Here is a 22,046-nt window from a genome sequence, read left to right as displayed (position 1 = left end):
TCCTGGCGGCTCGCGTCCGCTGTGCTGAGCTGAGCTGCCTATCACTCGATCGTGGGGTACTTCGTGAGAAATTCACGCTTATTGCTGCTCGCTGCCCTGCTGCCCGGATTGTTCGTCGCCGCACCGGCGCACGCCGATCCCTTGGCCGCTCCGCTCGGTCCGGCGCCCATCGAAGCCGCCCCCGCGGCGTCCTCGGCGAAGGAGGGGCCGTCCGCGTACGCCGTGGCCGCGCCCGACGACGGCCTCGTCACCACCAGCGCGACTTCGCGCGTGGCACCCGGTCTGAGCCTCACCGAGTTCGACCGCTACGACCCGGCGGGCTGGATCCGCGGCGACACCCTCGCCGTCGACCTCACCAGCAAGACCCTCAAACCGACGTACCTCAGCCCCGGCACGGTTTCCGCGCGGACACCGCTTTCGCAGCAGGTGGCCAGGTCCGGTGCGGTCGCCGGGGTCAACGGGGACTTCTTCGACATCAACGCCAGCGGCGCGCCGATCGGCGTCGGTATCGACGCCGGGAAACTCCAGACGGCGCCCGCGCGCGGCCACAACCTGACCGCGTCGATCACCGAAGAAGGCAAGGCGCGGCTCGCGGAGGTGTTCCTCGACGCGTCGGTGACCCTGCCCGACGGCCGGGCCGTGCCCGCGACGAACTTCAACAGCCCCGTGCTGAGCGGTGACGCGGTCGGCGTCTACACCCCGTTGTGGGGCGCGTCCTCGCGGCGGACCTCGGTCGCGGGCGCCCAGCGCGTCGTCGAGGTCGAGGTCTCCGGCGGCGTCGTCACGCAGGTGCGGCCGCAGCCCGCGGACGGCCCGATCGCGGCCGGTGCGACGATCCTGCTCGCCCGTGACGGCGGCGTGGACACGTTGTCCGGCTTGAAGACCGGCGACCGCGTGGGGGTCACGTACGCGCCGAAGAGCGACGCGGGCAAGCTGTCCGTCTCGATCGGCGGCAACAAGGTCCTGCTGCGCGACGGCGCGGTGCAGCCGGTCGACAACGTCGCGATGCACCCGCGGACCGCGGTCGGGTTCTCGGCCGACGGCACGAAGATGTGGCTGGCGACGGTCGACGGCCGCCAGGCCGACAGCCGCGGCATGACGGAACTCGAACTCGCCCGGCACATGAAGTCGCTCGGCGCGGACGACGCCCTCAACCTCGACGGCGGTGGCTCGTCGACCATGCTCGCCCGCGAAGAGGGCGAGAAGGCGCCGCTGGTCCGCAACTCGCCGTCGGACGGCGGGGAACGCTTGGTGCCCAACGGGATCGGTGTCGCGACCACGCCGGGAAGCGGACGCCTGACCGGATTCGCGCCCCGTCCCGTGCAGGACACCGCCGACGCGACGCGCGTGCTTTCCGGGCTGACGCGGAAACTCGCCGCGGGCGGTCACGACGAGACCGGTGCCGCGGTCGACGCCCACGTCCAGTGGCTCAGCACGAATCCGTCGCGCGGCACCGTGACCGACGGCCTGTTCACCGCGCACGCCGACCGGTTCCGGCCGGACGCGCCCGCGAACGTCGACGTCTACGCGAAACACGGCGGCGTCAGGGGCAAGACGACGCTGAACGTCCTCGGCTCACCGGTCCGGCTGGGCACGAGCACCGAACAGGTCGCGTTGTCCGGCGAAGGCGCGAAGAGCACGTTCAAGGTGTTCGGCTACGACGCGGACGGCTATGGCACGTGGATCGAGCCCGACGACGTCAAACTCGACTACGACCCCGCGGTGGTGAAGATCGAACCGTCCGGCGACGGCTTCGCGGTCACGGCGCTCAAGGCGTCGGGCGCTTCGGCGATCACCGCCACCGCCGGCGGGAAGGTGACGCATCTGGCGGCTTCCGTCGGCACGGAATCCCGCGTGGCGGCGTACTTGGACGGCCCGTCGGGCTGGACGGCCAGCGTCTTCCCGGCCGTCGTCGGCGCCGCGCTTTCCGAGGCACCAGGCCGGGACGGCGGACGCGGTCTCGCGCTGGACTACCGGCTGAACGGGACCAACGCCACGCGCGCGGCCTACGTGAACTCGGCGGCACCGATCGCGCTGCCGTCCGGCACCCAGCGTGTCGGCCTGTGGGTCAACGGCGACGCGAAGGGCGCCTGGCTGCGGGCGGAACTTCGTGACGCCGCCAACGTGCCGTCCGTCGTGGATCTGTCGCTGAGCGTCGACTGGACGGGCTGGCGCTACGTGCGTGCGGCCGTCCCCGCCGGGCTGCCCGACGGACAGCGGCTGACGAAGTTCTACGCCGTCGAGAACGTCCCGGCCCAGCAGTACGAAGGACGGCTGGTCTTCGACGACCTCACCTTCGAGGTCGCGCCCGCGGCCGCCGTCCCCGCCGATCCGGCGCCGCGTGACCCGGCGCTGATCACTGACGGCGCCGCGACCGGCGGCCTGCGGATCGCCGTGGTGAGCGACGCGCAGTTCACCGCCGACCAGCCGGACGGCCCGCTGGTCGCCCAGGCTAGGCGCGCGTTGCGCGAGGCGGTGGCGGCGAAACCGGATCTCGTGCTGATCAACGGCGACTTCGTCGACCGCGGTACGGCCGCCGATTTCGTGCTGGCTCGCTCGATCATCGATGAGGAACTGGTCGGCAAGGCGCCGTGGTACTACGTGCCGGGCAACCACGAGGCCGATGGCGGGCATGGGCTCGCGGAGTTCCAGGCGGCGTTCGGGGAGACCCATCGCGTCGCCGACGTCGCCGGGATCCGGCTGGTGCTGATGGATTCCTCGCGGGGTTCGCTGCGCGCGGGCGGGTTCGACCAGATCCGGATGCTGCGCGAGGCGCTCGACGGGGCGAAGGCGGACAGGCGGATCCGCGGCGTGGTCGTCGCGATGCACCATCCGGTGAAGGACCCCAGCCCCACCGGGAATTCGCAGCTGGCCGACCGCAAGGAAGCCGCCATGCTGACCGGCTGGCTGACCGCCTTCGAACGCGAGTCGGGCAAGCAGACGGCCGCGATCGCTTCGCACGCGGGCGTTTTCAATCTCTCGCGGGTCGACGGCGTGCCGTATCTGGTGAACGGCAACTCCGGGAAGTCGCCCGCGGCGGCGCCGGGTGACGGCGGGTTCGTCGGCTGGACGATGGTCCGGTTCGAACCGGGGGACAAGGCGCAGCCGGTGCGGTTCGAGACGCGGCCGAACGTCGACGCGCTGACGGTGTCCGGACCCTCGTCGCTGGCACGCGGGGAGAAGGCGGACGTCCGGGCCGTGGTGACGCAGGGAGCGCGTCAGGTGCCGGTTTCCTACCCGGTCAGCGCGGACTGGAAGGGCGGCTGGGGTACGCATGTCGCCGGCGGGTCCCTGCCCGCGATGCCGTGGGACGTCGCGTCGTTCGACCCGGCGACCGGGGTGCTGACCGCGCTGCGGCCGGGGACGGCGAGCCTTTCGGTCACCGTCAACGGGGTGACGCGGAGCCTTTCGGTCACCGTCCGCTGAACGACCTCGTGAGTGGTAAGGACGGTTAGAACCGTCCTTACCACTCACGAGGCTCAGGCGGCTTCGTGCGCCTCTTCGACCGTCCCCGGCAGCGCCGGACCCCGCGGCGGGATCGCTTCGGCGTCGGCCGGGTCCACCTTCCGCACCGAACCGTCGGCCGCGGACTGCGCGATCGCGAGCATCGAGGCCAGCGCGTCCTGGATCTGCTGCTGCTCCCGCTCCGGGATGAGGCTCAGCTCGATCAGCACGCTGCCGTTGCCGAGCAGCCCGTACCCGTTGCGCGCGATGCCCTGGTAGTCACCGCCGGGGTACTGCGAGACATAGCCTCCGTTGCCGTCGATCGACCGCTGCACCACGACCGCGATCTGCTTCGCGAAGTCCACATCGGACGGTTTCACGCCCGGATGTGTCGGCCACATCGTGGAAGCCGTGATCTCCTTGCCCTTCGCGTCCTGGTAGCGGCCCTGCATGTGGTAGTCGACCATGATGTCCGGCTTGAACGACGCGTTCCGCCGCTGGATCAGGCCTGCTTCGGTGGCCGGGTTGTCCTTCGGCGCCACGGCCGGGTCGTGGTAGCGGTTGATGTCGTACCCCTTGCCCTTCTCACCGTATTCGGGAGTGGCGTCCGGGTCGTAGTTGTAGCGCCAGTCGCGCTCGTGCCCGTCGGGGTTGGCGCGCACGACGATGTCCACGGTCACCTTCGCCAGCAGCTTCTGTGCCCACGGGCTGTGCCCGACGCCGACCTTGCGCAGGAATTCGAGCGCGGCGGGGGTGCCGAGCGGCTCGTCGCCGTGCTGCTGGGTGACGTACTGGATCCGCGTCTTGCCGTGGCCGACCCTGGCCGCCCACACCGGTCGGCCCTCGTTGCTGCGGCCGATCCTGTCCACCCGGATCTTGCCGTGGCTGAGCGCCGCCAGCTTGTGCAGCTCGAAGGCCAGCTTGGCGGTGGACGGCCGCGGGTCCACAGTGGTCGCACGGGTCTCGGTCGCTTGGGCGGTGGGCGCCACCAAGAGCCCGGCGCTGACAAAAACGGACAACAAGGCGATTCTGGGCTTGAGACTCATGGACGGTGAGTATCGACGAGCGGGCAACGGCCGACAAGGGGCCGGATAAACCGGTCGAATTTTGTCGGTGGCAGGTCCTAGGGTGCCTACCGTGGGTGACTCAGAGCACGAACCGGCGATGGTGCAGGCGAAGGCGTTGGTCAAGCGGTTCGGCGATTTCGAGGCCGTACGCGGGATCGACGTCGAGGTCCGCCCGGGGGAGGCGTTCGGCTTCCTCGGGCCCAACGGCGCGGGCAAGTCCTCCACCATGCGCATGATCGCGAGCGTCTCCCCGCGCACCGACGGCGACCTGCGGGTCCTCGGGATGGATCCGGACGTCGAGGGGCCGAAGATCCGCGCCCGGCTCGGGGTGGTGCCGCAGCAGGACAACCTGGACACCGAGCTCACCGTCCGGCAGAACCTGCAGATCTACGGCCGCTACTTCGGGCTTTCCCGGTCGCACGTGCGGAGCAAGGCCGAAGAGCTGATGGAGTTCGCCCAGCTCACCGACCGGGCGAACGCGGAGGTCGATTCGCTCTCCGGCGGGATGAAGCGTCGGCTGACCATCGCGCGGTCGCTGGTCAACGACCCGGAGCTGCTCCTGCTCGACGAGCCGACGACGGGGCTCGATCCGCAGGCCCGCCACCTGTTGTGGGACAGGCTGTTCCGGCTCAAGGCCGGCGGGACCACGCTCATCATCACGACGCACTACATGGACGAGGCGGAGCAGCTCTGCGACAGGCTGGTCGTGATGGACAATGGCCGGATCGCCGCGGAAGGCTCGCCCGCGGACCTCATCAGCCGGTACTCCACCCGCGAGGTCGTGGAGCTGCGCTTCCCGAACGGCGAGCAGGAGTCGGCCGCGAAGCGGCTCGAAGGCCTCGCCGAACGCGTCGAGGTGCTGCCGGACCGTGTCCTGCTCTACACGATGACCGGTGAGGCCACCCTCGAACAGGCGCACGCGCGCGGGCTGCGTCCCCTGTCGAGCCTGGTCCGCCGCAGTTCCCTGGAGGACGTCTTCCTCCGCCTCACCGGCCGGACGCTGGTGGACTGATGACCACTGCGCAGACGAAGGCGTCGACGGGCCGCGTGGTCTCGCGCTGGGCGGGAGCCTGGCTGCGGGTCGAGGGCCATTGGATGTGGTACCGCCGGTACTGGGTGTCCACTTTGTACTCGACGGGCCTGCAGCCGGTGCTCTTCCTGGCCGCGATGGGGCTCGGGTTCGGTTCACAGGTCCAGGCCGGTGCGGCGACGGGCGGGTTCTCGTACCTGGAGTACGTCGCCCCCGCGCTGCTCGTGGCGGGCGCCGCGCAGCTGGCCGTGGGGGAGTCGAGTTACCCGGTGCTTTCGGGGTTCAAGTGGCAGCAGGACTACATCGCCGTCACCGCCACCCCGATCACGCCGGGGCAGGTGCTCGGCAGCCAGATCATGTGGGTGAGCCTGCGGCTGACCCTGGCGGGCGTGATCTACGCCGTCATCGCGGCGCTCTTCGGATCCTGGACGAGCTTCGGCGTGCTGGCCGTCATCCTGATCGGGACGCTCACCGGGATCGCGTGCGGCACCCCGGTGATGGCGCTCGCCGCGACCACCTACGACGAGGGCACCCGGTTCGGCCTGGTGTTCCGGTTCGTCCTGATCCCGATGACGTTGTTCTCCGGCACGTTCTTCCCGATCACCGAGCTGCCCGCCCCGCTGATGTGGATCGCCTGGATCTCCCCGCTGTGGCACGGCAACGAGGCGGCCAGGGCGGTCAGCCTCGGCACCGTCGGCCCGCTCGCCACGCTGGGCCATCTCGCCTTCCTGGTCGTGCTGGCCGGGGTGGGCTGGGCGCTGGCGCACAAGTACTTCTACCGACGGCTGGTGGTCTGAAATGGCGGTCCTCACCGAAGCGCCGCGGCGCGGGGTGCTGCTGCGCATCCTGCCGTCCGCGCTGTACAGCGGCCGGTCGACGGCGGTGCTGGAGCGCACCTTCCTGACGTACTCGCACGCCTGGATGCTGTTCGTGTCCGGCGTCTTCGAGCCGCTGTTCTACCTGATGGCCTTCCAGCTCGGCTTCGGCAAGCTCGTCGGTGAGGTCGTCGGGCCCGGCGGTCAGGCGATGAGCTACGTCGCCTTCGTCGCGCCCGGCCTGCTCGCGGCGTCGGCGATGAACGGCGCGATCCTCGACTCGACGTACAACCTGTTCTTCAAGCTGAAGTACGCCAAGCTGTACGACGCCATGCTCGCCACCCCGATCGGGCCGCTGGACATCGCGCTCGGCGAGGTCGGCTGGTCGGTGCTGCGCGGCGGGATCTACTCGGCGACCTTCCTCGGCGTGATGACCGTGATGGGGTTGCCCGAGTCGTGGTGGGCCCTGCTGATGATCCCGGCGGCGCTGCTGATCGCGATGGCGTTCTCGGCCATCGGCATCGTGCTGGTGACCTTCCTGCGGTCGGTGTCGCAGTTCGACTACATCAACCTCGTGCTGATGCCGCTGTTCCTGTTCTCCACGACGTTCTACCCGCTGTCGGTGTACCCGGCGGGGATCCAGTGGATCGTGCAGGTCTTCCCGCTGTACCACGGCATCGAGCTGATGCGCGGCCTCTCGGCGGGCGTCCTGTCGTGGGGCATGGCCGGCAACGTGGCGTACCTGGTAGCGCTGGCGGCGGTCGGGATCTACGCGTCCTCGAAGCGGTTCGGCAAGCTCCTGCTGCGCTGAGCGGTCAGCGGGCCGGGTTCGCTCCGGTCCGCCGGGGCGCCACCGCGGCCAGCGCGTCGACCATCCCGTGCCCGTAGAAGCCGTTGAACCCGGCGTATCCGGTGCAATACGCGTCCTGCGCGCCGTCACCGGTCAGGTCGTAGTCGGCAGGACACGCGATCGGGGTGGCTTGGGCGTCCAGCGTCCGCCTCAGCTGACGAGCGCTGTAACCGGGGTGCTTCGAAGCGAGCAACGCCGCGACACCGGCGACATGCGGCGCCGCCATCGACGTCCCGCACAGCGGCGCGTACCCGCCGGGAACGGTCGAGAGCACGCATTGCCCGGCCTCGCCGCCGGGAGCGGCCACGTCGATCACGCCCAGCCCGTACGAGCTGTACCCGGCCTTGACCCGCTCCTCGCTCACGGACGACACCGCGACCACGTCACGCAGCCCCGCGGGCAGCGCCTGGCAGCCGTCGGGCCCGGACCGGGCACCCGAGCGAGGTGACGGCACCAGCTCGGCGGCCTCGTTGGTCGCCGCCGCGATACTGAGGGTCCCCGCGGAGGTCGCGTACTCGACGGCGCGGGCCATGACCTCGTTCACCACGCCCCGGTCGTCGTTGTGGGCGCACGAGAGCGACCACGGATCGACGAAGTAGCTGCTATTGGTCACGGCCATGCCTTGGGAGGCGGCCCACATCAGCCCGCAGACGGCGGCTTCGGGGTCGGCGTACCCGCGGTCGTCGATCACCTTCACCGAGGCGATCCGGACGCCGGGTGCCACCCCGGTGACACCTTTGCCGTCGTCGGCCGCGGCGATGATCCCGGCGACGTGGGTGCCGTGCACCGACGTCGTCGCGGCCCAGTTGCGATCGGGCACACCGGTCAGGCAGCCCGCGGACTTGGCGGGGTCCAGGGCGCTCGTCAGTTCGGGATGGGCGGGGTCGACGCCGGAGTCGAGGACGCCGACGACGACGTCCCGGTCACCCGGCTCGATCACGCGGGCCTTGTCGGCGCCGATCGCGCGCATGTCCCACTGCTCGCCGGTGCGGTCGGCCGAGGGCACCTTCGCCGGATCCGTCGGTTCGAGTTCGGCGCGCGCGGGCGCGGACTTGGACGGTGACGTGCCGTTGGCCCGCTGCACCGCCAGCCGTTCCGCCTGCGCGCTGAACGCGGCGGCGGGCCGGACGAGTTCGGCGAAGTCCCGGTCGGCCGAGGTCGCCACGGCCACCGCGATCTGCGGGTAGTAGATCGTCGTGCTGCCGCAGCCGCGGGTGACGGCCTCCCTGGCTTCGGCCTCGGAAGTGCCCTTGTCGAAGGCGACGACGTAACGCAGCGCCCGTCCCTGGGGATGACACGAGGGTTCCGCCTCGGCCGTCGTGACAGCGGCGACAGAGCCGCAGAGCACCACGAAGGCGCACACGGCCGCTCGCAGGGACCGCCCCAGCAGGGACACCGCACCTCCCACCGGAGAACATGAGGACCACGGGGGTCCCGCTGCCTGGGCATCGGCACCCCTCGAGCGGCACGCTAGCCACCCTCGGCCGGGTCGACAAGCTCTCCCGCGAAGTTCGCTCGGCCGGTGGCCGCGGCGCGCCCGGGAGCCAGCTCTGTGGCACCGAGTACACCGGAGTGGGGCCGGGGTGTGGGATACTCGCGGTGGCCGCTGGCCGACGGGCACACGTGAGAGGTGGCGCTCGCGGTCTCGTGGCCCGGTGGTGTGCTGCACATCCTCCACACGCGTCGCCGCTGTATGCGGCTCGACGACGTGGCGGGCGGCCCGATGTCGCGAACGTGGCCAGCGCTCCGCCGAGCAGACCTTCAGCCGTACGCGGCGCCCGGACAACCCCGGCGCCGTCGCGGTGCCGGGCAAGGATTCCCGCTGCTGGTGACCACCACGGCGGAACGAACAGAAAGGGGCCCCTGCGCGGCCGCGTCGAGCCGGTGTGAGCCAGCCGACGCGCCCGGGGGCGGAGGAGATATATGTCGAACGCGGACACACCCGCCGTCACCGGCGGGAATACCGCCACACCCGCCGCAGGCCAGCTGGGCGAACTGCCTCCCCGGATCCGGGTGCACGCGCTGGCGAAGCTGCTGGGATCCAACAGCCGTGAACTGATGGCCAAGCTCGGTGAGCTCGGCGAAACCGTCCGGAGCGCGCAGTCCAGCGTCACCCGTGAGGTGGCGCACAAGCTCGCCGAAGCCCTCGCCGGCGGGGACGAGCCCGAAACGACTCCCGTCGCCGAGACCCCGGCTCCCGAGCCCGAGGCCAAGGCCGAGGTGAAGCCCGAGGCCGAGCCGGGGCCCGCTCCGCAGGTGGAGGCGTCTTCGCGGCGTGTTCCGCCCGCGCTCGCCGCCCCGGTGACGCCGGAGCCGCCGGAGCGGACGACGAGGCCGTCGAAGGTCGCCGCGCACCTGCCGGTGTTCGCCGCGCCGTCGCCGGTGTTCCTGCCGCCGGAGCCCGTCGTGGCGAAGCCGGCCCGCAAGCCGGAGCCTGCCTTCACCCCGACCGAGGAAACCGCCTCCGACGAGGACGAGACGCAGACCGAGCAGGCCGAAGGGCACGGCACCGACGAGGACGGTGACGACGCCAACGGCCGTCGCCGCCGTCGTCGTGGACGTCGTGGCCGCGGCAGGGGCAAGGGCGGCGACGAGAACTCGGCCGAGTCCGACAACGAGAACGAAGACGAGCAGCCCGAAGCCCCGCGTAACCGTCAGCAGCGCGCGAAGGACAAGGCCGCCGAGACCGAAGAGGCCGGGGCCGAGACCGCCGAAGAGGCGTCCGCCGAGGCCGATTCGGACAACGACGGCGATTCGGACGGTGGCAGCAAGCGCCGCCGTCGCCGCCGCCGTCGCAAGGGCGGAGACGACGACAACGCCGAGACCACCAGCGACGACCCGCCCAACACGGTCGTCCACGTGCGCCAGGCCAAGGCCGCCGAGACCGAGCGTCCCGCGAGGGACGAGGTCCGCAGTGTGCGCGGCTCGACCCGGCTCGAGGCCAAGCGCCAGCGCCGCCGGGACGGCCGCGAGGCGGGCCGTCGTCGTGCGCCGATCCTGTCCGAGGCCGAGTTCCTCGCCCGCCGCGAGTCGGTCGAGCGCACCATGGTCGTCGCCGAGAAGGGCGACTCCACGCAGATCGGCGTGCTCGAGGACGGCGTCCTGTGCGAGCACTTCGTGACCTCGTCGGGCACCGGTTCGATCGTCGGCAACGTGTACCTCGGCCGCGTGCAGAACGTCCTGCCGTCGATGGAGGCCGCCTTCATCGACATCGGCCGCGGCCGCAACGCCGTGCTGTACGCCGGCGAGGTCGATTGGGACGCCGCCGGTCTCGAGGGCAAGGCCCGCAAGATCGAGCAGGCGCTCTCCACCGGCGACTCCGTGCTGGTCCAGGTCACCAAGGACCCGGTCGGGCACAAGGGCGCCCGGCTGACCACGCAGATCTCGCTGCCGGGCCGCTTCCTGGTCTACGTGCCCGCGGGCGGCGCCACCGGCATCTCCCGGAAGCTCCCGGAGAACGAGCGCCGCCGCCTGAAGGACATCCTCAAGCGCATCGTCCCCGAGGACGCAGGTGTGATCATCCGCACCGCGTCCGAAGGCATCAGCGAGGAGGAACTGGACCGCGACGTCCGCCGCCTCAAGGCGCAGTGGGACGTCATCAAGGAGAAGGCCGAAGCAGGCAACGGCGGCAAGAAGAACAGCGCCCCGGTCATGCTCTACGAAGAGCCGGACCTGCTGGTCAAGGTCGTGCGTGACCTGTTCACCGAGGACTTCGCCAAGCTGGAGATCCAGGGCGACAAGGCCTGGGACACCATCTACAACTACGTGCAGCACGTGGCGCCGGACCTGGCGGATCGCGTCAAGCGGTACACGGGCACCGGTTCGGCCTTCGCCGACCACCGGATCGACGAGCAGATCACCAAGGCGCTGGACCGCAAGGTCTGGCTGCCCTCGGGTGGCTACCTCGTCATCGACCGCACCGAAGCGATGACGGTCATCGACGTCAACACCGGCAAGTTCACCGGATCGGGTGGCAACCTCGAAGAGACGGTGACCAGGAACAACCTGGAGTCGGCGGAGGAGATCGTCCGCCAGCTCCGGCTCCGGGACATCGGCGGCATCATCGTCATCGACTTCATCGACATGGTGCTCGAATCGAACCGTGAGCTCGTGCTGCGCCGGTTGACCGAATGCCTCGGCCGCGACCGCACGCGTCACCAGGTCGCCGAGGTCACTTCGCTCGGCCTGGTGCAGATGACCCGCAAGAAGATCGGCACCGGGCTGCTCGAGGCGTTCTCGACGCCGTGTGAGCACTGCAAGGGCCGCGGCGTGGTCGTCTCGACCGAGCCGCAGCGCACCGGTGGCGGCGGCAACGGGCACAACCACGGCGGCGGCGGCAGCGGCGGCGGTGGCGGCAAGGAGCAGGGCTCCCGCCGGTCTCGCGGCCGCGGCAAGGGCGAGGACCAGGGTCAGAACGAGCCGGCCGCGCCCAAGACCGAGGCGCCCCCGGCGCCCGCTCAGCGCGAGTCGGTGGTTTCGGCGGTCCAGGCCGTGGCGATGGCCACCAAGGCGGCCAAGGGCGAGCACTCGCAGGAGGCCACCGAGAATGTCGAGGGCGCGGCGCTCAACGGTCACACCCCGCAGGCGGCCGAGCAGCCCGCTGAGCCGGTCTCGGAGCCTGTTGCCGAAGCGACCGTCGAACAGGCGGCCGCTGAGCCGGTTCCGGAGGTGGTCGCCTCGGCACCCGCGACCGAACTCGCCGGTGAGCCGGTGACGACTTCGGACGACGAGGCTCCGGCGGTGCGCGAGGAAGAGATCGCCGTGGTCGCGGAATCGGGCCCCGAGCCCGAAGCACCCGAGGTTCCGGTGACTTCTGAGACTGTTGTGACGGAAGAGGTTTCCGAACCCGAGGTGGACGTCCCGGCCCCGGCCGTGCGGTCCACCACCCGCCGTCGTCCGCGGCGGACGGCCTCGCGGCCGGCCGGTCCGCCGGTCAAGGCGTCGGAAAAGAGCTAGTGAACACCGTGAGGCACCCCGGTGTGATCGCACCGGGGAGCCCCACGTAACCTATAGAGCGGCCCGCCACTTAGCGGCGGGCACCTTGCGCAGAATCTGCCCACCGAGAACTTCTCGATGGGCCGGGTCACGCAAGCCCCCACCCGTTGTCGAGTAAGCAGGAGACTTCCGTGTCGGCGTACGCGATCGTCAAGACTGGCGGCAAGCAGTACAAGGTGGCCGTCGGCGACGTCGTCGAGGTCGAGAAGCTCGAAGGCGAGCCGGGTACCGAGCACACCTTCCCCGCAGTCCTTTTTGTGGACGGTGGCGACGTCACCACGGACGCCGACGCGCTGGCGAAGGTCTCGGTCACCGGCAAGGTCGTCGAGCAGACCAAGGGTCCGAAGATCCGGATCCACAAGTTCAAGAACAAGACCGGCTACCACAAGCGCCAGGGTCACCGGCAGAAGCTGACCCGCGTCGAGGTCACCGGCATCTCCAAGTAGGACTTCTCCGGATCTTCGTCAGAAAGAGGATTGAGCCATGGCTCACAAGAAGGGTGCGTCCAGCTCCCGCAACGGTCGCGATTCGAACGCGCAGCGACTGGGCGTCAAGCGCTACGGCGGCCAGGAAGTCAACGCGGGCGAGATCTTGATCCGCCAGCGCGGCACCAAATTCCACCCCGGCGTGAACGTCGGCCGTGGCGGCGACGACACGCTGTTCGCGCTGGCCGCCGGTGCGGTCCAGTTCGGCGAGAAGCGTGGCCGCAAGACGGTCAACATCGTGCCGTCCGAAGCCTGAATTTCGGCTTCGAGTTAGAACCTCTGACGAGGGGTGGGGCCGGAATATCCGGGCCCACCCCTCGTTTGTTTTATGTATCCCCTTTTCTTTCGCGAGTGAATAGAGGCAAGTCATGGCGTCCCGGTTCGTGGACCGAGCGGTGATCCATCTGGCCGCCGGTGACGGTGGGAACGGCTGCGCCTCGGTGCACCGCGAGAAGTTCAAGCCCCTCGGTGGTCCAGACGGCGGCAACGGCGGCAACGGCGGCGACGTGCTGCTGGTCGTCGACGGAGGCGTCCACACGCTGCTCGACTTCCACTTCCGCCCGCACGCCCGCGCCGGCAACGGCAAGATGGGCCAGGGCGGCAACCGCGCCGGCGCGGCAGGGGAGACGCTGGTGATGCGCGTCCCGTCCGGCACCGTCGTGATGACCGAGGACGGCGAGATCCTGGCGGATCTGGTCGGTCCCGGCACCACCTTCGTCGCCGCGCAGGGCGGCCGCGGTGGTCTCGGCAACGCCGCGCTGGCGTCCAAGGCACGCCGGGCGCCCGGATTCGCGCTGCTGGGAGAGCCGGGGGAGTCCCGCGACCTCGTTCTGGAGCTGCGCTCGGTCGCCGACGTCGGGCTGCTGGGCTTCCCGTCCGCGGGCAAATCGTCGCTGATCTCGGTGCTGTCGGCCGCGAAGCCGAAGATCGCCGACTACCCGTTCACCACGCTGGTGCCGAACCTGGGCGTGATCACCGCCGGCTCGACCGTGTTCACCATGGCCGACGTCCCGGGACTGATCCCCGGCGCGAGCGAGGGCAAGGGCCTCGGCCTCGACTTCCTGCGCCACATCGAACGCTGCGCGGTGCTGGTGCACGTCGTCGACTGCGCCACCTTCGAGCCTGGGCGCGACCCGCTGTCCGACATCGACGCCCTCGAAGAAGAGCTCGCCCGCTACACCCCGAGCCTCGGCGGCGACCTCGCCGACCGGCCGCGCGTGGTGGTGCTGAACAAGATCGACATCCCGGACGCCGCCGAACTCGCCGAGTTCGTGCGCCCGGAACTGGAAGCCCGCGGGCTCAGCGTGTTCGAGATCTCCACGGCGTCGCGCCAGGGGCTGAAGGAACTGACCTACGCGCTCGCCGCCGTCGTCGAGAAGTACCGCGCGGACCAGCCCGCCCCCGAGCCGGCGAAGGTCGTGCTCCGGCCGATGGCCGTCGATGACGCCGGCTTCACCGTCGAGCACGACCCGGAGGAGGAAGGCGCGTTCATCATCCGCGGCTCCCGCCCGGAACGGTGGATCCGGCAGACCAACTTCGGCAACGACGAAGCCGTGGGTTACCTCGCGGACCGGCTCAACCGGCTGGGTGTCGAGGAAGTACTGGCACGCAAGGGCGCCGTACCCGGCAGCCCCGTCACCATCGGCGACGTCCAGTTCGAGTGGGAGCCGTCGACCCCCGCCGGGGTCGCGGTGCACCTGTCGGGCCGGGGCACGGACGTGCGGCTGGAGAACACCAGCCGGATCGGTGCCGCCGAGCGCAAGGAAGCCCGCCGGATCCGTCGTGACGGTCCGGACGGCATCGAAGACGAAGACGAGATGGACGACGAGTGAGCTCAACCCGGGTGGCGATCGCCGACGCGAAGCGGGTGGTCGTCAAGGTCGGTTCCTCAGCGCTGACCACCGCCGGCGACGGCCTCGACGTGACCAGGCTGGACGCTCTGGTGGACGCGATCGCCGACCGGGTGGCCCGCGGCACACAGATCGTGCTGGTGTCCTCGGGCGCGATCGGTGCGGGGCTCGCGCCGCTCTCGCTCGGCAAACGGCCGCGCGACCTCGCCACCCAGCAGGCAGCGGCGAGCGTCGGCCAGCTCGCGCTGGCGCACGCCTATGCCGAGTCGTTCGGCCGGTTTTCCCTGACCGTGGGCCAGGTTCTGCTGACGTCGGACGACGTCGTCCGACGCGCGCACTATCGCAACGCGCAGAACACGTTCACCCGGCTGCTGGCCCTCGGTGCGGTTCCCGTGGTCAACGAGAACGACACCGTGGCCACCGAAGAGATCCGCTTCGGCGACAACGACCGGCTGGCCGCCCTGGTGGCTCACCTGATCGGCGCCGACGCGCTCGTCCTGCTGTCCGATGTGGACGGTCTCTACGACGGGGATCCCCGTGACGGAGCGACCCGCAAGATCGCCGAGGTCGCCGGAGAGTCCGATGTGGACGGAATCACCGTAGGCATGTCGAGCTCCGGCCTCGGCACCGGCGGCATGGTCTCGAAGCTCGCCGCCGCCCGCACCGCCGCCGGCGCCGGGATCCCGGTCCTGCTCGCCGCCGCTTCCGAAGCCTCGCGCGCCCTCACCGCCGCCGAGGTCGGCACGGCTTTCGCCGCCGCCGACTCCCGGCTGTCGGCCCGCCGGTTCTGGCTGGGCTACGCCGCGGGCGCGTCCGGGAAACTGCACCTCGACGACGGCGCGGTCGCGGCCGTCGTCCGCCGCCGCCGCTCGTTGCTGGCCGCCGGGATCACCGGCGTCGACGGGGACTTCCAGGCGGGTGACGTCGTCGACCTGGTCGATCTTCGGCAGCGGACCGTGGCGCGCGGGGTCGTGGCGTTCGACGCGGGTGAACTGCCCGACCTCATCGGCCGCTCCAGCCACGACCTCCCCGCGGAACAGCGCCGTGAGGTCGTCCACGCGGACGACCTCGTCCCGCTGCGCCGCTAGGGGACCAGTCCCGGGGTCAGGGCGATCTCGCGGACCTGGGCCTCGCTCAGCGGCGGCCGCGCGTTGTCGCCGCCGTCAGCGGAGACCTCCACGATCGCCGTCCCGGTTTGATAGGCCGCCCCGTAGGTGACGTGACCGTCGTTCTCTTTGGTCGTCGTCTCGACCAAGGTCCCCCCGTCGATCAGGCTCGCCGAGCAGGTGGCCGGGGCAGGATTCAGCCGGCGGCAGGCTGTCCCCGTGGAGAGCAGCGTTCCGTTATTGGGTAGCACGGTCACGGACAGCGATCCGTCGCGAACCGGATACACCAGGTGGTAGCCGTTCCCCTGGCCGATCGGGATGGCCTTCAGGTCGAACGGGGTGTCCGAGCCGAGCGTGACCCTGGCCCGAACCGTTGCCTCGAGCACGCAGGAAAGCCGGGCCTTGGCCGCTTCGGTCGTTTCCTCAGGCGATTTCGCGCCGCAGGGTGAAGCCGCGGCCGGCTCGTTCCGCTCGGGAAGCGCGATGATCGCGGTTCCCGCCGGAAAACCCGCCGCGGCCAAGGCGACCGCCGCGACCACCGTCGTCAGGCGGCGCCGTCGTGACCGGCGGCCCGCGGCGAGCACGCCGTCGCCGGTGAGCCCGACGGGCGGTTCGGCTTCGGTCACGTATTCCTTCAGCGCGGAGCGGACGTCCTGGTCTTCCATGACTATTCCTTGCTCGTCGGGGAGGGCAGGACGGCGCGCAGTGCTTCGATCCCGCGGGCGGTCTGACTCTTGACGGTGCCTTCAGCGACGCCGAGCAGCGAAGCGACTTCGGCGACCGAGAGGTCTTCGAGGAAGCGAAGTACGACCATCGCGCGTTGGCGCGGCGTCAGGTCGCTGAGCACCCGCTCGAGATCGATCCGATCGTGGCTGTCGTGGCCCGGGGGCGCGGCCCGGTCCGGAGGCGTCGAGGTCACCAGTTCCCGGCGGTGTTTCCGCTTCCGGCCGAGGAAGAGGTTGAGCAGGATTCGGCGCGCGTAGGCGTCGACGGTGTCCGGCCGCACCCGCCGCCAGCGCCGGTACAACTGGACGAACGTGGCCTGCACCAGATCCTCGGCGCCGTGCCAGTCGCCGCACATGCCGAACGCCAGCCGCCGGAACCGCTGTACGCGGGCCGCGAAGTACTCGCTGAAGTCGGCGTCTCTCGCTTGTCCCACCGCCTACCCCCTCTTCCTCATGCCCTCTCTAGTCCGGCGGGGGCCCGAAAGGTTCAAGCGACAGCGGGGGACCTTTGCTACCGCTTCCCCGGATCGGCGAGATGACCGACGAGCCGCGCCAGTTGTTCGCCGTAGGCCTCGGCGAACTCGGCCGACGCGGGATCTTGGCCCGAGACGGCTCGTACGACGCGAGGCAGCGCCAGCGCGGCACTGGACGCGGCCATGAAGATCACCAGCAGGAAGGCCGGGTCGAGGTCGGCGGGGAAATCACCCGCGGCCTGCCGGGCCCGGACGTACTCCACCTGCCGCTGGAGGAACTCGCGCTGGCCCTCGACGCCCACCGCGTCGGGAGCGCCGTCGGTCAGGTTCTCCCAGAGGAACAGCTTGGCGAGAGCGTGATCCCGGATCCCCGATCGGACGAAGTACCGGACCACCTCCGCGAACGGTTTGTCAGGATCGGTGGCCGCGACGTAGTCGTCGTACATCGTCGCGGTCAGCGCGTTGTACAGCCCTTCCTTGCCGCCGAAGTAGTACGAGATCAGCTGCTTGTTCACGCCCGCTTTCGCGGCGATCTCACTGACGCGTGCCGCGGCGTACCCCTTCGCGCCGAACTCGTCCTTCGCCGCCTCCAAGAGTTGTTTCTTCGTGCGCTCGGGATCGCGCTGGCGTTCGACGGGGGCGCGGCGAGGGCTGCGTGAGGCGGCTTCGGACATGGGGTTCAGCTTAGTCGCTGACTCTTTCAAACGTATGGTTGACTTTGTCATCTGACTGGATGATAGTTGTCGGCGAAGAGAGGAGAAACCCGTGACCACGAGAATCGCGATCATCGGCGGCGGAACGGGCGGGCTCTGCCTTGCGCAGGGGTTGCGCAAGGCGGGGATCGACGTGTCCGTCCACGAGCGCAGCCGCACCCGGACCGAACGCCTGCAGGGCTATCGCGTGCACATCAATCCGCACGGTTCGGCCGCCCTGCACGAATGCCTGCCGCCTGAGCTCTGGCAACGCTTCCTGGACACCACGGGAACCACGAGCGGACCGTTCACCTTCGTCACCGAGCAGCTGCGGGACCTGATGGTGATCGACAGCGAGCTCACGTCGAGCCCTGATCCCGCTTCGAACCACCACTCGGTCAGCCGGATCAGCCTCCATCAGGTGCTGTCCGACGGGCTCGACGGAGTTCTGCATCACGGCAAGGAGTTCGTCGGCTACCGCCGTGAAGGCGAGGTGGTCGTCTGCGAGTTCGCCGACGGCAGCACCGTCGAGGCCGATCTGGTCATCGGCGCCGACGGGGCCAATTCCCGGGTGCGCAAACAGTTCCTGCCCGAAGCCGGCCGGGTGGACACCGGGATCGTCGCGATCGCGGGTAAACACCCCCTGACGGACAAGACCCGCAAGCGTTTGCCGTCCCGGCTCACCGAAGGCCCGAGCATGGTGATGCCGCGTACCGGCGCGGGGCTGTTCAGCGCGCCGCACGAGCTGAGCGGCGCCTCGTCGGTCAACGACGAGACCGCCGAATACGACCCTGTCCTGTTCGACAACACCTCGAGTTATGTCATGTGGGCGTTCGCGGCGGACGGCCGGCGCTATCCGGACGACCTGTCGTCGTTGACCGGGTCCGCGCTGCGCTCCCTGGTGCTGGACCTGATCGACGGCTGGGCTCCCGCGTTCAAGGAACTGGTCGCCGGCTCACCTGAAGGGTCGGTGTCGCGGTTGCCGATCTTCACGTCGAAGCCCGTCGCTCCCTGGCCGACGAGCAACGTCACCCTGATCGGCGACGCGATCCACAGCATGACCCCGTTCCGCGGCATCGGGGCGAACACCGCCCTCCGGGACGCGCAACTGTTGTGCCGCAACCTCGTCGAAGCACGGAAGACCGGCGCGGTGCGGTCCGCGGTCGCCGACTACGAGCAGCGGATGCGGGACTACGGTTTCGCGGCGGTGCGTGACTCGGAACGCAGCGCCCGGCAGTTCGTGTCGGAGAACCGGGCTGGCCGCACGATGGCACGAGGGATGTTCCGCTTCTTCCAGGCGGTCCCTCCGTTGAAGCGCAAGGTCTTCAGCGACCACGGCGACTCATAGCCGGGCAGGGGTGGAGATGCCGAGCAGGGACAAACCCAGCGCCAGCGTCTTCGAGGTGAGCTCGGCCAGCAGCAGTCGCGAGTCGCGGGCTCCGGGAACTTCCGCGCCCAGCACCGGGCACTCTTCGTAGAACCGCGAGAACACGACCGCGGTTTCGTACAGGTAGGTGCACAGCTTGTGTGGGCGATGCCCGGCGGTCGCCGCACCCACCGCTTCGGGGAAGCGGGCCAGCGCGAGTGCCAGCGTTCGCTCCGCGGGATGGCCGAGCAGGATCCGCACGCCGGTGAGGTCCTGGTCCGCCTTGGCCAGCACAGAGCGGATCCGCGCGTTGGCGTACTGCAGGTAGACCGACGTGTTCCCGTTCTTGGAGAGCATCCGGTCCCAGGAGAAGACGTAGTCACGCTCGCGATCGCCGGAAAGATCGGCGTACTTGAGCGCGCCGATCCCGATCGCCTTGGCGACCTCTTCCCGCACACCTGTGGAGAGGTCGCCGCGGCCGTCGATCACTTCGGCGGCGTGGGAGACCGCTTCGGCGAGCAGGTCGGAAAGACGGACCGACTCGCCTGCCCGGGTCTTCATGGCACGGCCGTCTTCACCGAGCACCGAACCGAACCCGATGTGCTCCGCCTGATGCTCGTCGCGGAGCCAACCGGCGGCCCGGCACACGGCGAACACCATCGCGAAGTGCTGCGCTTGCGGCGCACCGACGACGTAGAGCAGGTCGGTCACCCCACGTTGTTCCGTCCAGTACCGCAGGGTCGCGAGATCGGTGGCCGCGTAGCCGTATCCGCCGTCCCGCTTCCGCACGATGAGCGGTAGCGGATCGCCTTCCCGGTTACGGAAACCATCGGGAAACACGCAGACCGCGCCATCGCTGATCTCGGTCAGTCCGGCGGCGGCCAGATCGTCCACGACGGCGGCGAGAAACGGGTTGTAGAAGCTCTCGCCGTAGATGTCCTCGCCGGTCAGGTCGATGCCGAGGAGTTCGTAGACCTGAGTGAAATGCCGTGTCGACTCGTCGACCAGACGCCGCCACAGCGACGATGTCTCATCGTCACCGCTTTGCAGGAGCACCACACGATTCCGTGACCGGGCCGCGAAGTCGTCGTTGTTTTCGAACTTCGACCGGGCGGCCCGGTAAAAGCCGTTGAGATCGCCGATCTTGTACGGGCCCGACGGACGCTCGTCGAGCAGGTGCTCGATCAGCATGCCGAACGGTGTACCCCAGTCCCCGAGGTGGTTGTGCGGGATGACCTCATGTCCGGCGAACCGGGCCAGCCGGGTGATCGCGTCGCCGATGACGGTCGACCGGAGGTGTCCGGCGTGCATCTCCTTCGCCACGTTCGGACTGCTGTAGTCGATGGCGATCCGCCGCGGCCGCGGCGTCACCGCGACACCCAGGCGTGGGTCACCGTTGAGCGCCGTCGTCCGCTCTTCCAGCCAGGACGAGCGCAGCGTGAAGTTCAGGAAGCCCGGCCCCGCGACCTCGGGAGGCTCGGCGAGGTCGGCGACGTCGAGCCCCGCCACGATGTCAGCGGCGATCTCCCTCGGCGCCTTGCCGAGCCGCTTGCCGAGACTCATCGCGAGATCGCACTGATAGTCGACCCCGTCCTGCGCGGAGACCCGCACCAGCGCGGACGGAGGTTCGATGTCGGTGACGTGGCGAAGGGCGGCCACCACGCGTCGCGCCAATTCCTCGCTTACATCGCCGAACAACACGGTGCCCCTCCTTCGCGCTCGTCGTAAGAGCGCGAGGGTAGCCACCTCACCCCGTCATGGGCGACGGAGTTTTCAGCGCAGGTCGCTGCCCTTGGTCTCCGGCAAGGTGCGGATGACGAAGAACGCGATCACCGCCCCGGCGGCCACGTACCAGAAGAACAGCGTCGACAACCCTGCGTCGGACAGCGCCGTGAGCACCAGGGGAGCAGTCCCGCCGAACAGCGCGACGGTCAGGTTGTACCAGGCGCCGATGCCCAGACCGCGCAGTTCGGTGGGGAACAGCTCGCTCATGATCGCGGGCGCGATCGACGTCATCGCCGTGTACAGGCAGAGCCCGACGCAGAATACGACCATCAGGCCCGGCAGCCCCGGCCTGACCAAAGTGGACAGCGGGACGATGAGGATCGCGGTCGCCGCCGCCCAGACGAGCAGCTGTGGCTTGCGGCCGAAGCGATCCGACAAGGCACCCATCGGGTATTGAAGTGCGACGAACAGCGCCGTCGCGATCGACAACGCGAGGAACACGTCGACGTCGTCGGCCTTGCGGGTCTTGACCGCGAAGGAGGTCAGGGCGCTGAAGAACGTGTAGTAGCAAAGGGTCGACAGCATCGAGAAGCCCACGAGCTGCACGACGGCCCGCGGGTGCTCGCGAAGGGTGGTGCGCAGCGGACGTTCGACCCGGCGCGCCGTCGACTTCTTCTCCTCGAAGATCTCGGTCTCGGCGAGGCTGCGCCGGAGCCACAGGCCGATGATGCCGAGAACACCGCCGAGCAGGAACGGGATCCGCCAGCCGTACGCGGTCAGATCCGCCTTGGACATCGTCCGCGTGAGCACGAATCCGAGGATCGAAGCGAGCAGGACGGCGGAACCGGTCGAGATGTAGAAGAAGGCGGAGTACCGGCCGCGGCGGGTGGGCGGCGCGATCTCGCCAAGGTACGCCGAAGCGTTGGAGACCTCGCCGCCGAGCGAGAGTCCTTGCGCCACCCTGGCCAGCAGCAACAGGATCGGGGCCAGCCAGCCGACCTGATCGAACGTCGGCAGGAGGCCGATGGCCACCGATCCGCCCGCCATCAGCACGATGGTCAGGATCATCGCCGGTTTCCGGCCCCTGACGTCGGCGAACCGGCCGAGCAACATCCCGCCGAGCGGCCGGAAGAAGAATGCCAACGCGTAGGTGGCGAAGGTGTTGATCAACGCCAGGGCTTCGTTGCCCTTCGGGAAGAACTCGCTGGCGAAGTAGATGCTGAAGGTCGCGTAGATGGTCCAGTCGAACCATTCCAGCGCGTTGCCGACGCTGGCGGCGAACAACTTCTTCACCGGGAGCCGATGCCCCAGCCGCTCCGTCGTTGAGTCCGCCATCGGCACCTCCGTACTCGCGCGTGGACGGAACCTTGCCAGAAAGTCCCCGCGCGGGAAAGAACCTGTCGAATGTCGGGATCGGGCTCTC

The 22,046-nt window shown here is 69.7% G+C and carries 17 protein-coding genes; 10 read left to right on the top strand and 7 right to left on the bottom strand.

The window, feature by feature from the left end:
- Window positions 1-81 precede the first annotated feature (81 nt).
- On the top strand, window positions 82-3,426 hold the full coding sequence (locus tag BLW75_RS14020; protein ID WP_034316257.1) for a phosphodiester glycosidase family protein: 3,345 nt from the start codon (window positions 82-84) through the stop codon (window positions 3,424-3,426).
- Window positions 3,427-3,479: 53 nt separating this feature from the next.
- Here the strand turns inward: BLW75_RS14020 and BLW75_RS14015 are convergent, their stop codons facing one another.
- The gene (locus BLW75_RS14015; protein ID WP_034316258.1) at window positions 3,480-4,490 is read right to left on the bottom strand and encodes a M14 family zinc carboxypeptidase; all 1,011 of its coding nucleotides are present in this window, start codon (window positions 4,488-4,490) and stop codon (window positions 3,480-3,482) included.
- Between the two features lie 118 nt (window positions 4,491-4,608).
- Here BLW75_RS14015 and BLW75_RS14010 point away from each other — a divergent pair, with 118 nt between their 5' ends.
- Genes BLW75_RS14010 through BLW75_RS14000 form a run of 3 tightly spaced genes read left to right on the top strand, consistent with a single transcriptional unit; the run spans window position 4,609 to window position 7,167 of the window.
- Window positions 4,609-5,523 carry an ABC transporter ATP-binding protein gene (locus BLW75_RS14010; protein WP_091597574.1) on the top strand — a complete coding sequence of 305 codons (915 nt, stop codon included), beginning with the start codon at window positions 4,609-4,611 and terminating at the stop codon, window positions 5,521-5,523.
- Window positions 5,523-6,338 carry an ABC transporter permease gene (locus BLW75_RS14005; RefSeq protein WP_034316262.1) on the top strand — a complete coding sequence of 272 codons (816 nt, stop codon included), beginning with the start codon at window positions 5,523-5,525 and terminating at the stop codon, window positions 6,336-6,338. The genes BLW75_RS14010 and BLW75_RS14005 overlap by 1 nt, the downstream gene beginning before the upstream one ends.
- 1 nt (window position 6,339) lies before the next feature.
- The gene (locus BLW75_RS14000) at window positions 6,340-7,167 is read left to right on the top strand and encodes an ABC transporter permease (protein ID WP_034316263.1); all 828 of its coding nucleotides are present in this window, start codon (window positions 6,340-6,342) and stop codon (window positions 7,165-7,167) included.
- 4 nt (window positions 7,168-7,171) lie between these two features.
- Here BLW75_RS14000 and BLW75_RS13995 read toward each other — a convergent pair whose 3' ends face one another.
- On the bottom strand, window positions 7,172-8,602 hold the full coding sequence (locus BLW75_RS13995) for a S8 family peptidase (RefSeq protein WP_034316266.1): 1,431 nt from the start codon (window positions 8,600-8,602) through the stop codon (window positions 7,172-7,174).
- Between the two features lie 527 nt (window positions 8,603-9,129).
- Between BLW75_RS13995 and BLW75_RS13990 the strand changes: the two genes are divergently transcribed.
- The 5 genes from BLW75_RS13990 to proB all read left to right on the top strand — a co-directional run bounded on the left by BLW75_RS13990 (window position 9,130) and on the right by proB (window position 15,624).
- Window positions 9,130-12,162, top strand: a complete 3,033-nt coding sequence (locus BLW75_RS13990; RefSeq protein ID WP_034316268.1) for a translation initiation factor IF-2 N-terminal domain-containing protein — start codon at window positions 9,130-9,132, stop codon at window positions 12,160-12,162.
- 170 nt (window positions 12,163-12,332) lie between these two features.
- The gene (gene rplU, locus BLW75_RS13985) at window positions 12,333-12,647 is read left to right on the top strand and encodes a 50S ribosomal protein L21 (protein WP_005158538.1); all 315 of its coding nucleotides are present in this window, start codon (window positions 12,333-12,335) and stop codon (window positions 12,645-12,647) included.
- Between the two features lie 37 nt (window positions 12,648-12,684).
- Complete coding sequence (rpmA, locus tag BLW75_RS13980; RefSeq protein WP_003067129.1) at window positions 12,685-12,942, top strand: 50S ribosomal protein L27; 258 nt, start codon at window positions 12,685-12,687, stop codon at window positions 12,940-12,942.
- Window positions 12,943-13,054: 112 nt separating this feature from the next.
- The gene (gene obgE, locus BLW75_RS13975) at window positions 13,055-14,518 is read left to right on the top strand and encodes a GTPase ObgE (RefSeq protein WP_034316270.1); all 1,464 of its coding nucleotides are present in this window, start codon (window positions 13,055-13,057) and stop codon (window positions 14,516-14,518) included.
- A complete protein-coding gene (proB, locus tag BLW75_RS13970; protein WP_034316272.1) occupies window positions 14,515-15,624 on the top strand; it encodes a glutamate 5-kinase in 1,110 nt (369 codons plus the stop codon). Before obgE ends, proB begins: the two co-directional genes overlap by 4 nt.
- Here proB and BLW75_RS13965 read toward each other — a convergent pair.
- From BLW75_RS13965 to BLW75_RS13955, 3 genes are all read right to left on the bottom strand, one after another.
- A complete protein-coding gene (locus BLW75_RS13965) occupies window positions 15,621-16,307 on the bottom strand; it encodes a hypothetical protein (RefSeq protein ID WP_091597571.1) in 687 nt (228 codons plus the stop codon). The genes proB and BLW75_RS13965 overlap by 4 nt on opposite strands.
- Before the next feature lie 2 nt (window positions 16,308-16,309).
- The gene (locus BLW75_RS13960) at window positions 16,310-16,801 is read right to left on the bottom strand and encodes a SigE family RNA polymerase sigma factor (RefSeq protein WP_034316274.1); all 492 of its coding nucleotides are present in this window, start codon (window positions 16,799-16,801) and stop codon (window positions 16,310-16,312) included.
- Window positions 16,802-16,878: 77 nt separating this feature from the next.
- The gene (locus tag BLW75_RS13955; RefSeq protein ID WP_034316276.1) at window positions 16,879-17,514 is read right to left on the bottom strand and encodes a TetR/AcrR family transcriptional regulator; all 636 of its coding nucleotides are present in this window, start codon (window positions 17,512-17,514) and stop codon (window positions 16,879-16,881) included.
- 91 nt (window positions 17,515-17,605) lie between these two features.
- Here BLW75_RS13955 and BLW75_RS13950 point away from each other — a divergent pair, with 91 nt between their 5' ends.
- A complete protein-coding gene (locus BLW75_RS13950) occupies window positions 17,606-18,880 on the top strand; it encodes an FAD-dependent oxidoreductase (protein WP_034316278.1) in 1,275 nt (424 codons plus the stop codon).
- Here BLW75_RS13950 and argS read toward each other — a convergent pair.
- Complete coding sequence (gene argS, locus BLW75_RS13945) at window positions 18,875-20,599, bottom strand: arginine--tRNA ligase (RefSeq protein WP_034316280.1); 1,725 nt, start codon at window positions 20,597-20,599, stop codon at window positions 18,875-18,877. The two genes, BLW75_RS13950 and argS, sit on opposite strands and share 6 nt — an antisense overlap.
- Before the next feature lie 72 nt (window positions 20,600-20,671).
- Window positions 20,672-21,958, bottom strand: a complete 1,287-nt coding sequence (locus BLW75_RS13940; protein ID WP_034316282.1) for an MFS transporter — start codon at window positions 21,956-21,958, stop codon at window positions 20,672-20,674.
- Between the last annotated feature and the right edge of the window lie 88 nt (window positions 21,959-22,046).

The sequence above is a fragment of the Amycolatopsis lurida genome (genome assembly GCF_900105055.1).
GTDB lineage: Bacteria > Actinomycetota > Actinomycetes > Mycobacteriales > Pseudonocardiaceae > Amycolatopsis > Amycolatopsis lurida.
Note: the sequence above shows the minus strand (reverse complement) of the source record. Positions and strands in the feature narration are given on the sequence as shown.